A 15,396-nucleotide genomic window follows, 5' to 3' on the forward strand; every position below is an offset into this window, starting at 1 on the left:
AGGCGTCAATGACCCATTCAACGTCCCGTTTCTGCCTATCAACAGACATTGGGGCGCGATCAAATACCCATTATTTCGTAGTACCAGCCCCCAGTCATATCGGTAACGGTTGTTGGTTTCCTTTCCTCTGATACATAAGGCTTATGCGGTGAATAGACGTACTTTGCGTTGCAAAGGAGGAGGCATGGGAGGCTGATCTGCGCGAATGATACGGTCCCATGTTCTGATTTAAGGCTGATTCTGATAGGGGATATCTTTGCTTTTTTAGCTGCAGATCTGATGGTGTTAAAAAGCTGCGTTCCCTGCGCATCGAAAGGTTTGGTCTCCCCGCCGCCGCATGTGGAAATTTCTGAAGTCGCGTAGTTGCCAGTTTCGGAGAGCAAACTTTCACACCAATCCTGGTTTTGAAAATAAGAAACTCGATGTTCATTCGCAGTGGTGATCAGGGTGTTTAGCAGGGGAACCATTTTTGGACTGGTAGAGTCATCGGTTAAATAAACCAATGCCACAATAAAAGCCGATAGGGCTGCCACGAAAACCATGAGTTTTATCAGGGTTCCAATGAGGTATCTGGTCGTCTCAAGCAAGAGGTGGCTCACTGCTTTTATGTATCGTATTAATGTGGCTCTGGCGCTCCCGTTTGTAGGCACTGCTTATATTCCTTTATATTTTTTAATTATCTTTCGAGCATTGAACAAAGCTATAGCAATAAACAAGTACGAAAAGCGGGGCGGACTGATTATCGCGCGTAAGACTGACCGCTCACCATCAAGCCGATGCTTGCTTCGTTTGCATGGGTAGTTCGGCCTCACGTTTGGCGATGGCTTCTTTTAACTCCGGGGAGCGCTTGGCCATTCGTGGCGTGGGTAGCTTGGCATACCTGACTATCAATCACCGCCACGAATACGGCAGCGGCATACAACGAAAGCGAAGCTGCATCGTTAACACGCGGCGCCGATTGGCTCGACGAAATGCAAAAGCATGATTTCGCTGCGCCGGTGATGGTTCGACGGTCCGAGGCTGCTTGCGATGACGTTTTAGCGTAGCTGGAGCTGCAAATGACCAGTCCACGGTCCATTTCTGCCAAATCACCACTGGCAACGCTCCCCTCATCTAGCGGAAAGTCCCATTCCAGAGCCGATCCCGGCTATTTGCCGTTGGGGGCTGAGTTGGCGCGCATCCGTCTTATAAATGAAACACCGCCCTCAGCTATACTCCGCAGCATTTGAAAATGGCCCGAGGACTTACTGTGAAGAACTGGACGTTGCGCCAACGCATCTTGGCGAGCTTTGCGGTCATTATTGCCATCATGCTGTTGATGGTGGTGGTCTCGTATTCCCGGCTGCTGAAGATTGAAGAAAGCGAGCAAAGCGTGCGTGACGATGCGCTGCCCGGGGTCTATTACAGCTCGACCATCCGTGGCGCCTGGGTCGACAGTTTTCTGCAGATCCAGGAAATGCTTGGCTTGAAGGAAGGCCAGGGCATCAGTGCCGAAGACGCCGCCGACTTCAAAAGCTTCGAGGTGCGCGTGCAAGAAGCGATGAACAGTTATCGCGGCACGGTCACCACGGATGAAGACAAAGTCGAATTCGCCACCTTCGAAAAGCTCCATGAGAACTACTACAAGATCCTGTCCGCAGTGCTCGACTTGCATAAGCGCAATCAGGAAGCCGAGGCCATCAAGTTGTTCAACGAACACCTGACCCCGGCGTGGACCGCCGGGCGCATGAAGCTCAATGACATCCTGCGCGAAAACAAAGCCGTGGCTGACCAGGACATGGTCAACATCGATAACGCCGTGGTCACCGCGAAGGTCATCATGGGCGTATCCCTGCTGATCGCGGTGCTGGCCGCCGGCCTCTGTGGCCTGCTGCTGATGCGGGCGATCATGGCGCCGATGAATCGCATCGTGCAGATCCTCGAAATCATGCGCACTGGCGATCTCAGCAGTCGCTTGAATCTGGAGCGCAAGGACGAGTTCAACGCCGTTGAAACCGGCTTCAATGACATGATGACCGAGCTCACCGCCCTGGTGTCCCAGGCCCAGCGCTCGTCGGTGCAGGTCACCACGTCGGTGACGGAAATCGCCGCCACCTCCAAGCAACAACAAGCCACTGCGACCGAAACCGCCGCCACCACCACGGAAATCGGCGCGACCTCTCGTGAAATCGCCGCCACGTCCCGTGACCTTGTGCGCACCATGACCGAAGTCTCCACCGCTGCCGATCAGGCCTCGGTGCTGGCCGGTTCCGGGCAGCAAGGCCTGGCGCGCATGGAAGACACCATGCATTCGGTGATGGGCGCGGCGGATCTGGTCAACGCCAAACTGGCGATCCTCAACGAGAAGGCCGGCAACATCAACCAGGTGGTGGTGACCATCGTCAAAGTCGCCGACCAGACCAACCTGCTGTCGCTGAACGCCGCGATCGAGGCCGAGAAGGCCGGTGAATACGGTCGAGGTTTCGCCGTGGTCGCCACCGAAGTTCGGCGTCTGGCGGACCAGACTGCCGTGGCCACCTACGACATTGAGCAAATGGTCCGTGAGATTCAGTCGGCGGTGTCGGCCGGGGTCATGGGCATGGACAAGTTCTCTGAAGAAGTGCGTCGCGGCATGTCCGAGGTGCAGCAGGTCGGCGAGCAACTGTCGCAGATCATCCATCAGGTCCAGGCGCTGGCGCCGCGGGTGTTGATGGTCAACGAAGGCATGCAGGCCCAGGCCACTGGCGCTGAACAGATCAACCACGCGCTGGTGCAGTTGGGCGATGCCAGCAGCCAGACTGTCGAGTCTTTGCGTCAGGCCAGTTTCGCCATCGACGAGCTGAGTCAGGTGGCGGTCGGGCTGCGCAGCGGCGTCTCGCGATTCAAAGTCTGATGAGCGAGCTCACGGCTAAACGCAGTGCCGTGACAGCGGCCAGGCTTGCGCTGTTCCTGGTGTTTCGTATCGGCAACGAGCGGTTCGCCCTGCAAGCCGTTGAGGTGGCGGAGGTGCTGCCGCGCCTGCCGTTGAAACCGATTGCCCGGGCCCCGGACTGGGTTGCCGGGGTATTCGCCTATCGCGGCGCCGTGGTGCCGGTGATCGACCTCAGCGCGCTGACCTTTGGCCAACCAGCCCAGGCTCGCACCAGTACGCGTCTGGTGCTGGTGCACTATCGCCCGGATGAGGCTACGCCGACGCAATTGCTCGGGCTGATTCTGGAACAGGCCACCGACACCGTGCGCTGCAACCCGGCGGATTTTCAGCCCTATGGCCTGGACAATCGCCAAGCGCTGTACCTCGGTCCGGTACGCAAGGATGCCCAGGGTTTGCTGCAATGGGTGCGCGTCGCCGATCTGCTCGATGAGCAGGTGCGTGCGCTGCTGTTTCCGGCGCAGCCCCTGGACCTGCTTAAGGAGACGTCATGAGCAGTGACCAGCGGTTTTTCGACTTCCTCAAGGATCGCATCGGCCTCGACGTTGCGTCGGTTGGCCCGGCCATTATCGAGCGCGCGGTGCGTCAGCGCACCACGGCGTCCCAGGCGCTGACCGCCGATGAGTACTGGCACACCTTACAAGGCTCGCGGGATGAACAGCAGGCGCTGATCGAAGCGGTGATCGTCCCGGAAACCTGGTTTTTCCGTTACCCGGAATCCTTCGCCACCCTGGCGAAACTGGCGGTCAAACGCCTGGCCGACATCAACAACATGCGCGCCCTGCGGATTCTCAGCCTGCCGTGCTCCACCGGCGAAGAACCGTACTCCATCGCCATGGCCTTGCTGGACGCGGGGCTTAAACCCCATCAATTCAAAGTCGAAGGCATGGACGTCAGCCCGCTCTCGGTGGAGAAAGCCAAGCGTGCGCTGTACGGCAAGAACTCGTTTCGCGGGCAAGACATCGAATTTCGTGACCGGCATTTCAGCGCTGAAGAGGACGGCTATCGGCTCAACGAGCGGGTGCTGGAGCAAGTGCGTTTGCAGGTCGCCAATCTGCTCGATCCGGCCTTGCTGGCCAACGAGCCGGCCTATGACTTCGTGTTCTGCCGCAACCTGCTGATCTATTTCGACCAGCCGACCCAGCAACAAGTCTTCGAAGTGCTCAAGCGCCTGACCCACGTCGATGGCGTGCTGTTTATCGGTCCGGCCGAGGGCAGTTTGCTCGGGCGTTTGGGCATGCGGTCGATCGGCATCCCGCAGTCGTTTGCCTTCAGCCGCCACAGCGCGCCGGAGCCCGAGCCTTATCCAACGACATTCGTGCCGACTCCGCTGCCGGTGCGCCAACCGGTACGCAGCGTGGCCCCGCCGCCGGTACGCAACCGTCCGTTCGCCACTGTCGTGCCGTTGCCAAACACCTTGAAAACTGCCAACCCTGACGCCGCCACGTTGCTGGCGAACATCGCAGCGCTGGCCAACGAAGGCAAGAGTGCCGAAGCCCGCGCCGCGTGCGAAAGTTATCTGCGCAGCCACGAACCGGTGGCCCAAGTGTTTTATTGGCTGGGGCTGCTTAGCGATGTCGCCGGCCGCGCGCTTGAGGCCCAAGGGTTTTATCGCAAGGCGTTGTACCTCGAACCGCAACACCCCGACGCGTTGATGCACCTGGCGGCTTTGCTGCAATCCCAGGGCGACACGGCGGGCGCCAGACGATTGCAGGAACGCGCCGCTCGTAGCGAGCGCGCCGCTGACAGTGAGCGTAAACGATGATCGTCTCCGACACCTTGAGCGTCACCCATGAAGATGCCCAGGCCATCGACGACTGCTGGAACCGCATTGGTATCCACGGTGACAAGTCCTGCCCGCTGCTTGCCGAGCATATTCATTGCCGCAATTGCGCGGTGTATTCGGCGGCCGCTACCCGTTTGCTCGATCGCTACGCCTTGCAGCAGGAAGACCGTGAGCAGGTGGCGACGGTGGTCGAAACCGACGTCAAAACCCGCTCGCTGCTGATGTTCCGCCTCGGCGAAGAATGGCTGGGGCTGGCCACTCGCAGCCTGGTGGAAGTGGCGCCGCTGCAAACCATTCACTCCTTGCCGCATCAGCGTTCCCGGGCCCTGCTCGGCGTGGCGAATGTGCGTGGTGCGTTGGTGGCGTGCCTGTCACTGGTTGAGTTGCTGGGGCTCGACACCACCAACAATGTGGCATCGGGTGCGCGGGTGATGCCGCGTATGTTGATCATCGCGGCCCGGGGTGGTCCAGTGGTGGTGCCGGTGGACGAAGTCGACGGGATTCACGCCATCGACGAGCGCATCCTCGAGGCGGCGTCGCAGTCCGGCGCCCAGGCCAGCGCCAAGTACACCCGTGGCGTGTTGCAATTCAAAGGTCGCAGCCTGCGTTGGCTGGATGAAGAACAGTTGTTGTCCGCCGTGACCCGGAGCCTCACATGACCCCCGAGCAAATGCGCGACTCGTCTTTGCTGGAGCTGTTCAGCCTGGAAGCCGAGGCCCAGACCCAGGTGCTGAGCACAGGTCTGCTGGCCCTTGAACGCGACCCGACTCAGGCCGATCACCTGGAATCGTGCATGCGCGCGGCGCACTCGCTCAAGGGTGCGGCGCGGATTGTCGGCGTGGATGCCGGGGTCAGCGTGGCCCATGTCATGGAAGATTGCCTGGTCAGCGCCCAGGAAGGGCGGTTGTATCTGCGCCCGGAACACATCGACGCCTTGCTGCAAGGCACCGATCTGCTGATGCGCATCGCCACGCCGAACAACGCACCTTCGGCGGTTGAAATCGACGCCTATGTGGCGCTGATGGGGCGCTTGCTCGACCCGATGGCGTTAGCGCCGCCGATCAGCACGCCGATTGCGCCGTTCATGGCCGAGCTTCAGTTGGAACCGCCTCAGGTCGAGATACCGGTTCCGGTCGTCGAGCAGCCACCAGTTGCGCCCGCCGAACCGCCGCGCAAGACCAAACGCACCACCGAAAACGGTGAGCGGGTGTTGCGAGTCACCGCCGAACGACTGAACAGCCTGCTTGATCTGTCGAGCAAATCCCTGGTGGAAACCCTGCGGCTCAAACCGCACCTGGCCACCATGCAACGGCTCAAGCGCACGCAGAGCAATGGCCTGCGGGCCCTGGAAAATCTCAACGTCCATCTCAAGGATATGGCGTTGAGCCTGGAAGCCCAGGAATCGCTGGACGATGCCCGTCGATTGTTGGCGGAAGCCCAGCAACTGCTGGTGGAAAAGAACGCCGAACTGGATGAGTTCGCCTGGCACGCCAGTCAACGTGCGCAGGTGCTGTACGACACGGCGCTGGCCTGTCGCATGCGGCCGTTTGCCGATGTGCTGACCGGCCAAGTGCGGATGGTCCGCGACCTCGGCCGTGACCTCGGCAAACAGGTGCGCCTGGAGATCGAAGGCGAAAAGACCCAGGTTGACCGCGACGTGCTGGAAAAACTCGAAGCGCCGCTGACCCACCTGCTGCGCAACGCCGTGGACCATGGCATTGAAACCCCGGAACAACGGCTGTTGGCCGGCAAACCGGCGGAGGGCCTGATCCGCTTGCGTGCGTCCCATCAGGCCGGTCTGCTGGTGCTGGAACTTAGCGATGACGGCAATGGCGTCGATCTGGAAAAGGTCCGCCGCAGCATCATCGAACGGCAGTTATCCCCAGCAGAAACCGCAGCGCAGTTGAGCGAGGAAGAACTGCTGACGTTCTTGTTCCTGCCCGGTTTCAGCCTGCGGGACAAGGTCACCGAAGTTTCCGGGCGCGGCGTTGGCCTCGATGCGGTTCAGCATATGGTTCGCCAGTTGCGCGGCGCGGTGGTGCTGGAGCAGACGGCGGGCGAGGGCAGTCGTTTCCATCTGGAAGTGCCGCTGACCCTGTCGGTGGTGCGCAGCCTGGTGGTGGAAGTCGGCGACGAGGCTTATGCCTTTCCGTTGGCGCACATCGAGCGCATGTGCGACCTGGAACCGGACGACATCGTCCAGCTCGAAGGCCGCCAGCACTTCTGGCACGAAGGCCGGCATGTCGGGTTGGTCGCGGCCAGTCAGTTGTTGCAGCGTCCGGCGAGCCAGAACAGCCCGCAGACCCTCAAGGTTGTGGTGATTCGCGAGCGCGATGCGATCTACGGCGTGGCAGTCGAGCGCTTTATTGGCGAGCGGACCTTGGTCGTATTGCCGCTGGATGAGCGGCTGGGCAAGATTCAGGACATTTCCGCCGGGGCCTTGCTCGACGATGGTTCGGTGGTGTTGATCGTTGACGTCGAAGACATGCTGCGTTCGGTGGACAAACTGCTCAACACTGGGCGTCTGGAGCGCATTGCCCGCCACAGTAACCAAGCCACGGAAGCAGCGCGCAAGCGGATTCTGGTGGTGGACGATTCCCTGACCGTGCGCGAGTTGCAGCGCAAGTTGCTGCTCAATCGCGGCTATGACGTGGCCGTCGCGGTGGACGGTATGGATGGCTGGAACGCCCTGCGTTCGGAGGATTTTGATCTGCTGATCACCGACATCGACATGCCGCGCATGGACGGCATCGAACTGGTGTCTTTATTGCGCCGGGACAATCGCCTGCAATCGCTGCCGGTTATGGTGGTGTCTTATAAAGATCGAGAAGAAGACCGTCGTCGTGGACTGGACGCCGGAGCCGACTATTATCTAGCCAAAGCCAGTTTTCATGACGACGCCCTGCTTGATGCGGTGGTTGAGCTCATCGGAGGAGCGCGGGCATGAAAATCGCAATCGTCAACGACATGCCCATGGCGGTAGAGGCCCTGCGCCGCGCCCTGGCATTCGAACCGGCGCATCAGGTGATCTGGGTCGCCAGCAATGGCGCCGAGGCGGTGCAACGTTGCGCCGAGAATATCCCGGACCTGATCCTGATGGACTTGATCATGCCGGTGATGGATGGCGTGGAGGCGACCCGGCGGATTATGGCCGAAACCCCGTGCGCCATCGTGATCGTCACCGTCGACCGCCAGCAGAACGTGCACCGGGTGTTCGAAGCCATGGGCCACGGCGCGCTGGATGTGGTCGATACACCGGCGATCGGTGCCGGCAATCCGGCGGAAGCGGCGGCGCCGTTGCTGCGCAAGATCATGAACATCGGCTGGCTGATCGGCGACAAGGGCAACCGCGTGCGCTCGGCGCCGAGCACGCTGCGCAGCTCTGGCTCTCGACAAAAACTGGTGGCCATCGGTTCGTCCGCGGGCGGGCCGGCGGCGCTGGAAGTGTTGCTCAAAGGCCTGCCGCAGGATTTTTCGGCGGCCATCGTGCTGGTGCAGCACGTGGACCAGGTGTTCGCCGCCGGCATGGCCGAGTGGCTCAGCAGCGCCAGCGGCCTCGATGTACGCCTGGCACTGGAGGGCGAACCGCCCCAGGCCGGCACGGTGTTGCTGGCCGGCACCAACCACCATATTCGCTTGTTGAAAAACGGGACGCTGGCCTACACCGCTGAACCGGTCAACGAGATTTACCGGCCCTCCATCGATGTGTTTTTCGAGAGCGTGGCCAGTTACTGGAACGGCGATGCCGTCGGCGTTTTGCTGACCGGCATGGGGCGCGACGGCGCGCAGGGGCTTAAACTCATGCGCCAACAGGGCTACCTGACCATCGCTCAGGACCAGAACAGCAGTGCGGTTTACGGCATGCCGAAAGCGGCTGCGGCCATCGATGCCGCCGTAGAAATTCGCCCACTGGAAAAGATAGCGCCACGATTGCTGGAGATATTCCCTAAATGAAGACTTTTCACAGCAATCCTGGCCCAGGCAGTACTCAGGTGACCGCACATGAATGACTTACAGCTCGACGACTTCAAGACCGATGAAAACGCCGCCATGGTGTTGCTGGTGGACGATCAGGCGATGATCGGCGAGGCGGTTCGGCGCGGTCTGGCGAACCAGGAGAACATCGACTTCCACTTCTGCGCCGACCCGCACCAGGCCATTGCCCAGGCGATCCGGATCAAGCCGACGGTGATCCTCCAGGACCTGGTAATGCCCGGTCTCGACGGTTTGAGCCTGGTACGCGAATACCGCAATCACCCGGCGACCAAGGACATTCCGATCATTGTCCTGTCGACCAAGGAAGACCCGCTGATCAAAAGCGCGGCCTTCGCGGCCGGGGCCAACGATTACCTGGTGAAACTGCCGGACAACATCGAGCTGGTGGCGCGCATCCGCTATCACTCGCGCTCCTACATGACTTTGTTGCAGCGTGATGCGGCTTATCGGGCGTTGCGGGTCAGCCAGCAGCAGTTGCTCGACACCAATCTGGTGCTGCAACGCCTGATGAACTCCGACGGCCTGACCGGCCTGTCGAACCGCCGGCACTTCGACGAATACCTGGAACTGGAGTGGCGCCGTTCACTGCGCGACCAGACTCAATTGTCATTGCTGATGATCGACGTGGATTACTTCAAATCCTACAACGACAGCTTTGGCCACCTCGAAGGCGACGAGGCCCTGCGCAAAGTCGCCACGGCCATTCGCGACGCCAGTGCCCGCCCTTCGGACCTGCCGGCCCGTTATGGCGGCGAAGAGTTTGCCTTGGTGCTGCCAAATACTTCACCGGGCGGCGCGCGATTGGTGGCAGAGAAACTGCGCCAGACTGTGGCGGCGTTGAAGATTCCGCATGTGTTCCCGGCGGAGGGTTCGAATCTGACCATCAGTATTGGCCTATCGACGATTACCCCGCAGGCGGGCAGTGATTGCCGGCAATTGATCTCGGCGGCGGATAAAGGGCTGTACCTGGCGAAGAATAATGGGCGCAATCAGGTGGGGATTGAGTAGCGGCTTGCTCTGATTCTAATTGTGGGAGCGAGCCTGCTCGCGAATGCGGTTTACCATTCAACAACGTGGTTGGATGGCACACTGCTTTCGCGAGCAGGCTCGCTCCCACAGGGGTTTGTGTTCACTTGAAATTTATCGAGCCATCCCCGCCTCAGCCACCAACCAATCCCGAAACGCCGCAATCCTCGGCTTCGCCGCACACTCCGGTCGATACACCACGTAATACGCCAGATCAATCGGGCAAGTCAGGTCGCCAAACGGCCGCACCAGTCGCCCCGCCGCCAGATCATCACGCACCATCTCGCTTCGCCCCAGGGCCACGCCCCGACTGTCGATCGCCGCTTGCAGCACCGCTGCCGAGTTGTTGATACGCAGGCCATGCTCCGCCTCGATCGCAGGAAAACCAGCCGCATCAAGCCAGGTCCGCCAGGTCGGAAATCCGCTGTTCTGTTCCAGGGTCAGGTCGTGGAGCAGGGTGAAGCGGGCCAAGTCCCCAGGCTCCGTCAGCGCCGGTGACTGATCGCGCAATGACGGCGAGCACACCGGATAGATCTCCTCATCCATCAATCGCACCGCCGTCAAACCCGGCCAGACTCCGGCGCCATAGCGCACGCCGACATCAATGCCATCCACCAGAAAATCCACCGATCGCTGATTGGTGTCGAGCCGCAAGTCAGTGTCCGGATGCGCCTGCTGGAAACGCTCGATCCGTGGCAGCAGCCATTTGGCCGCGAACGCCGGGCTGACGGTGACGGTCAGCACGCCACTGTCGGACGCATCCTTGAGCAGGGACAGTCCCATGCTCAAACGATCGAACCCGGCGCGTATGTCCGGCAGCGCGGCGCGGGCAGCGTCGGTCGGCACCAACCGGGTAGTGCCGCTATTGGCACGATGAAACAGCGCGACCCCAAGCCACGCTTCCAGCACCCGCACCTGCTGCCCCACGGCGGCGGGTGTCACGTTCAGTTCGGCGGCCGCTTCGGAAAAGCTTTGGTGTCGCGCTGCCGCTTCAAAAGCCCTGAGTGCATTGAGGTAGGAGGGGTATTTCATGGCTGCCCACTAAAGCTTTTCTTTATCGGATTCAAAGATTATCTGGTTTGTCGGGGAATGTCGCGAAGCTGAAAATCAGCGCTCTTCTTTACTTCCCTAAGGATCATTTTATGTACGACTTTTCTTCGAAGGTGGCCATTGTCACGGGCGGCGGTTCAGGTATCGGCAAAGAAGTGGCCGAGCAATTGGTCGCTGCCGGCGCCTCGGTGGTGATCGGTGGTCGCGACCAGGCAAAACTGGCCCTGGCCGCAGAAGCCATCGACCCGAGCGGCACCCACGTGCGTTTCGTCGCCGGCGACATCGCCAACCCGGCCACCGCCCAGGCATTGGTGGATGAGGCGACCCGCGCGTTTGGCGGCGTCGATATCCTGATCAACAACGCCGGGGTGTTCAGCCCCAAACCGTTCCTTGAAGTCGATGAGCACGAGTACGACGGTTTTCTCGACATCATCCTCAAGGGCAAATTCTTCATGGCCCAGGCCGCAGCCCGGGCGATGCAACTGCGCGGGGGCGGCGCGATCGTGCAAACCGGTTCCCTATGGGCGATTCAAGCCATCGGCGCTACCCCGTCGGCGGCCTATTCCGCAGCAAATGCCGGCGTACACGCCTTGACCCGCAACCTCGCCCTCGAGCTGGCCTCGCTCAATATCCGCATCAACACCGTCGCCCCGGCCGTGGTGGAAACCCCGGTGTACGGCACGTTCATGACAGCCGAACAGGTCAAGGAAACCCTGCCGACCTTCAACGCCTTCCACCCGCTGGGGCGCAACGGTCAGCCTGCGGATGTGGCGCAAGCGATTCTGTTCCTGGCATCGAACCAGGCCTCGTGGATTACCGGCACCGTATTGCCGGTTGATGGCGGCGTAACTGCCGGCCGCAACTGAGTAGGGGGAAATCAAACCCAATCCCCCTGTGGGAGCGGGCTTGCTCGCGAAGGTGGTGCGTCATTCACATCAATGCTGACCGACAAGGCCTCTTCGCGAGCAAGCCCGCTCCCACAGGTTGCTCCAGTGAGACCATTCGCAGCTAAAGCCGCCAGGCGGGCTGCCGTGACAGCTTGATTACGTTATACTCGCCGGCTTTCAAAAGTTCGCCAACGAGTGCTGCCCGCCATGGAAATCAACCCGATCCTTAACAGTATCAAGGACCTGTCCGAGCGCTCCGAAACTATTCGGGGGTATCTTTGACTACGATCAAAAGCATGAGCGTCTGACTGAAGTCAATCGCGAGCTTGAAGATCCGGCAGTCTGGAACAACCCGTCGTACGCTCAGGAACTAGGGCGCGAGCGCTCGCTGCTGGCGCAGATCGTCGAAACCCTCGACGAAATGCACACTGGCCTGGCCGATGCCAAAGAATTGCTGCTGATGTCCGCCGAAGAAGAAGACCAGGCCGCCGTCGATGACGTCGCGACCGAAGTCGAGCGTCTGCGCGAGTCCCTGGAAAAACTCGAATTCCGTCGCATGTTCAGCGGTGAGATGGACGCCAACAACGCCTACCTGGACATCCAGGCCGGCTCCGGCGGCACCGAAGCCCAGGACTGGGCCAACATCCTGCTGCGCATGTACCTGCGCTGGGCTGACAAACGCGGTTTCGACGCGACCATCATGGAGCTGTCGGCCGGTGAAGTCGCCGGGATCAAGGGCGCCACCGTCCACATCAAGGGCGAATACGCCTTTGGCTGGTTGCGTACCGAAATCGGCGTGCACCGTCTGGTGCGCAAGAGCCCGTACGACTCGGGCAACCGCCGTCACACCTCGTTCTCGGCCGTGTTCGTGTCGCCGGAAATCGATGACAACATCGAAATCGACATCAACCCGTCGGACCTGCGCATCGACACCTACCGCTCCTCCGGTGCCGGTGGTCAGCACGTAAACACCACCGACTCGGCCGTACGTATCACCCACGTACCCTCCAACACCGTGGTCAGCTGCCAGAACGAACGCTCCCAGCACGCCAACAAAGACACCGCGATGAAAATGTTGCGGGCGCGCTTGTACGAGCAGGAAGTGCAGAAACGCAACGCCGCCTCCCAAGCCCTGGAAGACACCAAGTCGGACATTGGCTGGGGTCACCAGATTCGCTCTTACGTGCTCGATGCGTCGCGAATCAAGGATTTGCGCACTAACATCGAACGCAGTGACTGCGACAAGGTGCTCGACGGCGATATCGACGAATATCTGGTAGCAAGCTTGAAACAAGGGCTCTAAAGCACGCGCTACAGGATCTTCGGATACCTGTAGGAGCGAGGCTTGCCCGCGAACCCCGGCGAATGCCGGGGGCAACGAACCTGATGGAATATTTAAAGACATGAGCGACCTAGAACTCGACCCGCAAGCCCTGCAACAGGAAGAAAACTCCCTGATCGCCCTGCGCAAGGAAAAGCTGGCTGCCGAGCGCGCCAAGGGCAATGCCTTCCCGAACGACTTCCGCCGCGAAAACTACTGCGAAGAACTGCAGAAGCAATACGCGGACAAGACCAAGGAAGAGCTGGCAGAGGCTGCAATCCCGGTCAAGGTTGCCGGTCGCATCATGCTCAACCGTGGCTCGTTCATGGTGATCCAGGACATGACCGGTCGCATCCAGGTTTACGTCAACCGTAAAACCCTGTCCGAAGAAACCCTGGCCTCGGTGAAAACCTGGGACATGGGCGACATCATTGCCGCCGTTGGCACCCTGGCGCGTTCCGGCAAGGGCGACCTGTACGTCGAAATGACCGAAGTGCGCCTGCTGACCAAATCCCTGCGTCCGTTGCCGGACAAGCACCACGGCCTGACCGACACCGAGCAGCGCTACCGCCAGCGCTACGTTGACCTGATCGTCAACGAAGACGTGCGTCAGACCTTCCGCGTGCGTTCGCAAGTGATTGCGCACATCCGCAGCTTCCTGATGAAGCGCGACTTCCTCGAAGTCGAAACCCCGATGCTGCAAACCATCCCGGGTGGCGCGGCGGCCAAGCCGTTCGAAACGCACCACAACGCGCTGGACATGGAAATGTTCCTGCGTATCGCGCCGGAGCTGTACCTCAAGCGCCTGGTTGTCGGCGGTTTTGAGAAAGTTTTCGAGATCAACCGCAACTTCCGTAACGAAGGTGTTTCGACGCGTCACAACCCTGAATTCACCATGTTGGAGTTCTACCAGGCGTACGCCGACTACGAAGACAACATGGACCTGACCGAAGAACTGTTCCGCGAACTCGCGCAGCTGGTTCTGGGCAGCACCGACGTGCCTTACGGCGACAAAGTGTTCCACTTCGGCGAACCGTTCGTGCGTCTGTCGGTGTTCGACTCGATCCTCAAGTACAACCCTGAGCTGACCGCTGACGACCTGACCGATATCGACAAGGCTCGCGCCATCGCCAAAAAGGCCGGCGCCAAGGTGCTGGGCTTCGAAGGCCTGGGCAAGTTGCAGGTAATGATTTTCGAAGAGCTGGTCGAGCACAAACTGGAACAGCCGCACTTCATTACCCAATACCCGTTCGAAGTGTCGCCGCTGGCCCGTCGTAACGATGACAACCCGAACGTCACTGACCGTTTCGAGCTGTTCATCGGCGGCCGCGAAATCGCCAACGCCTACTCCGAGTTGAACGACGCGGAAGACCAGGCCGAACGCTTCATGGCCCAGGTGGCCGACAAGGACGCCGGCGACGACGAAGCCATGCACTACGACGCCGACTTCGTTCGCGCGCTGGAGTACGGCATGCCGCCAACGGCCGGTGAAGGGATCGGCATCGACCGCCTGGTGATGTTGCTGACCAACTCACCGTCGATTCGAGACGTGATCCTGTTCCCGCACATGCGGCCGCAAGCGTAAACGTTTCAGTTAAAAAGCCGCCTAAAACAGGCGGCTTTTTATTGCCTGTCTGGTACAAACGTATCAATTGGTTACTTTTGACGTAAGAGGGATTACCTGTCGTGAATCGTGCAATGGCTCAAGAAGGTGCAGCGGGTATCGCCACTGCGGTCGCTGAAAGTGTTCAGTACCAGGGCCGCAAGGCCAGCCGGCAGGGCAGCGAACAGCGTCGACAGGACATTCTCGATGCGGCCATGCGTATTGTCGTGCGCGACGGCGTGCGGGCCGTGCGTCACCGTGCGGTGGCGGCAGAGGCCGGTGTGCCGTTGTCGGCCACCACTTACTATTTCAAGGATATCGATGACCTGCTCACCGATACCTTCGCCCAATACGTGGAGCGCAGCGCCGCTTACATGGGCAAGCTGTGGGCCAGTAATGAAGGCCTGCTGCGCGAAATGGTCGTCAGTGGCGATGGCACTCCGGAGTCTCGCTCGCAGTTGGCCGACGACATTGCCCGGCTGATGGCGGACTATGTGCACCGGCAGTTGATCAATCGCCGCGAGCACTTGATGGCCGAGCAAGCCTTCCGCCAGGAAGCGCTGCTCAACCCGCGCCTGGCCCTGTTGGTGCGCTCCCATCAGCAGATATTGTTGCAGGGCACCTGCCAGCTTTTCGAAGTATTGGGCTCCCGCGAGCCACAACAGGATGCCAAAGTGTTGACGGCCATTATCGGACGGATGGAATATCAGGGCCTGCTCAACGACGCCGCGCCTGCGGCCGAAGCCGAAATGCTCGGTATCCTCACGCGGTATATGCATTTGGTATTGGCGTCGGTGTAACCCCGTATCCCCTGTAGGA

The 15,396-nt window shown here is 60.4% G+C and carries 13 protein-coding genes; 11 read left to right on the forward strand and 2 right to left on the reverse strand.

Translation table 11 applies throughout. The annotated features are described in order from the left end of the window. Nucleotides 1-59: 59 nt before the first annotated feature. Complete coding sequence (locus tag LOY68_RS05710; protein ID WP_265043534.1) at nt 60-587, reverse strand: hypothetical protein; 528 nt, start codon at nt 585-587, stop codon at nt 60-62. 662 nt (nt 588-1,249) lie between these two features. Between LOY68_RS05710 and LOY68_RS05715 the strand changes: the two genes are divergently transcribed. Genes LOY68_RS05715 through LOY68_RS05745 form a run of 7 tightly spaced genes read left to right on the forward strand, consistent with a single transcriptional unit; the run spans nt 1,250 to nt 9,698 of the window. Continuing rightward, entirely contained in the window at nt 1,250-2,872 is a 1,623-nt protein-coding gene (locus LOY68_RS05715) for a methyl-accepting chemotaxis protein (protein WP_265043535.1), read from the forward strand. Continuing rightward, entirely contained in the window at nt 2,872-3,402 is a 531-nt protein-coding gene (locus tag LOY68_RS05720; RefSeq protein ID WP_265043537.1) for a chemotaxis protein CheW, read from the forward strand. The genes LOY68_RS05715 and LOY68_RS05720 overlap by 1 nt, the downstream gene beginning before the upstream one ends. After that, the gene (locus LOY68_RS05725; protein WP_265043539.1) at nt 3,399-4,673 is read left to right on the forward strand and encodes a CheR family methyltransferase; all 1,275 of its coding nucleotides are present in this window, start codon (nt 3,399-3,401) and stop codon (nt 4,671-4,673) included. Before LOY68_RS05720 ends, LOY68_RS05725 begins: the two co-directional genes overlap by 4 nt. Then, nucleotides 4,670-5,353, forward strand: coding sequence for a chemotaxis protein CheW (locus tag LOY68_RS05730; RefSeq protein ID WP_163908694.1), 684 nt, complete (start codon nt 4,670-4,672; stop codon nt 5,351-5,353). The genes LOY68_RS05725 and LOY68_RS05730 overlap by 4 nt, the downstream gene beginning before the upstream one ends. Continuing rightward, the gene (locus tag LOY68_RS05735; RefSeq protein WP_265043541.1) at nt 5,350-7,641 is read left to right on the forward strand and encodes a hybrid sensor histidine kinase/response regulator; all 2,292 of its coding nucleotides are present in this window, start codon (nt 5,350-5,352) and stop codon (nt 7,639-7,641) included. Before LOY68_RS05730 ends, LOY68_RS05735 begins: the two co-directional genes overlap by 4 nt. Further along, on the forward strand, nt 7,638-8,648 hold the full coding sequence (locus LOY68_RS05740) for a chemotaxis response regulator protein-glutamate methylesterase (RefSeq protein WP_163908698.1): 1,011 nt from the start codon (nt 7,638-7,640) through the stop codon (nt 8,646-8,648). Before LOY68_RS05735 ends, LOY68_RS05740 begins: the two co-directional genes overlap by 4 nt. Nucleotides 8,649-8,696: 48 nt before the next feature. Beyond that, nucleotides 8,697-9,698: a response regulator gene (locus LOY68_RS05745; RefSeq protein ID WP_054616027.1), complete on the forward strand. Its 1,002-nt coding sequence runs from the start codon at nt 8,697-8,699 to the stop codon at nt 9,696-9,698. 132 nt (nt 9,699-9,830) lie between these two features. Here the strand turns inward: LOY68_RS05745 and gcvA are convergent, their stop codons facing one another. Further along, on the reverse strand, nt 9,831-10,748 hold the full coding sequence (gene gcvA / locus LOY68_RS05750; protein WP_265043544.1) for a transcriptional regulator GcvA: 918 nt from the start codon (nt 10,746-10,748) through the stop codon (nt 9,831-9,833). 110 nt (nt 10,749-10,858) lie between these two features. On the opposite strand from gcvA, the gene LOY68_RS05755 reads away from it, so the two are divergent. The 4 genes from LOY68_RS05755 to LOY68_RS05770 all read left to right on the forward strand — a co-directional run bounded on the left by LOY68_RS05755 (nt 10,859) and on the right by LOY68_RS05770 (nt 15,377). Next, a complete protein-coding gene (locus LOY68_RS05755; protein WP_265043546.1) occupies nt 10,859-11,632 on the forward strand; it encodes an SDR family NAD(P)-dependent oxidoreductase in 774 nt (257 codons plus the stop codon). Between the two features lie 228 nt (nt 11,633-11,860). After that, a protein-coding gene (gene prfB / locus LOY68_RS05760) for a peptide chain release factor 2 (protein ID WP_123507983.1) occupies nt 11,861-12,956 on the forward strand; the annotation gives its coding sequence in 2 pieces (ribosomal slippage) (nt 11,861-11,932 and nt 11,934-12,956; 1,095 coding nt in all). A gap of 100 nt (nt 12,957-13,056) precedes the next feature. After that, the gene (gene lysS, locus LOY68_RS05765; RefSeq protein WP_054047268.1) at nt 13,057-14,559 is read left to right on the forward strand and encodes a lysine--tRNA ligase; all 1,503 of its coding nucleotides are present in this window, start codon (nt 13,057-13,059) and stop codon (nt 14,557-14,559) included. Nucleotides 14,560-14,660: 101 nt separating this feature from the next. Further along, complete coding sequence (locus LOY68_RS05770; protein ID WP_265043550.1) at nt 14,661-15,377, forward strand: TetR/AcrR family transcriptional regulator; 717 nt, start codon at nt 14,661-14,663, stop codon at nt 15,375-15,377. Nucleotides 15,378-15,396: the final 19 nt, after the last annotated feature.

The organism is Pseudomonas sp. B21-053 (genome assembly GCF_026016365.1).
GTDB lineage: Bacteria > Pseudomonadota > Gammaproteobacteria > Pseudomonadales > Pseudomonadaceae > Aquipseudomonas > Aquipseudomonas nunensis.

What these genes read in the sequence shown, in the direction of transcription:
- LOY68_RS05740 (WP_163908698.1), top strand. Translation starts at nt 7,638, where the DNA reads ATGAAAATCGCAATCGTCAACGACATGCCCATGGCGGTAGAGGCCCTG.
- LOY68_RS05725 (WP_265043539.1), top strand. Translation starts at nt 3,399, where the DNA reads ATGAGCAGTGACCAGCGGTTTTTCGACTTCCTCAAGGATCGCATCGGC.
- gcvA (WP_265043544.1), bottom strand. Translation starts at nt 10,748, where the DNA reads ATGAAATACCCCTCCTACCTCAATGCACTCAGGGCTTTTGAAGCGGCA.
- lysS (WP_054047268.1), top strand. Translation starts at nt 13,057, where the DNA reads ATGAGCGACCTAGAACTCGACCCGCAAGCCCTGCAACAGGAAGAAAAC.
- LOY68_RS05735 (WP_265043541.1), top strand. Translation starts at nt 5,350, where the DNA reads ATGACCCCCGAGCAAATGCGCGACTCGTCTTTGCTGGAGCTGTTCAGC.
- LOY68_RS05745 (WP_054616027.1), top strand. Translation starts at nt 8,697, where the DNA reads ATGAATGACTTACAGCTCGACGACTTCAAGACCGATGAAAACGCCGCC.
- LOY68_RS05730 (WP_163908694.1), top strand. Translation starts at nt 4,670, where the DNA reads ATGATCGTCTCCGACACCTTGAGCGTCACCCATGAAGATGCCCAGGCC.
- LOY68_RS05720 (WP_265043537.1), top strand. Translation starts at nt 2,872, where the DNA reads ATGAGCGAGCTCACGGCTAAACGCAGTGCCGTGACAGCGGCCAGGCTT.
- LOY68_RS05755 (WP_265043546.1), top strand. Translation starts at nt 10,859, where the DNA reads ATGTACGACTTTTCTTCGAAGGTGGCCATTGTCACGGGCGGCGGTTCA.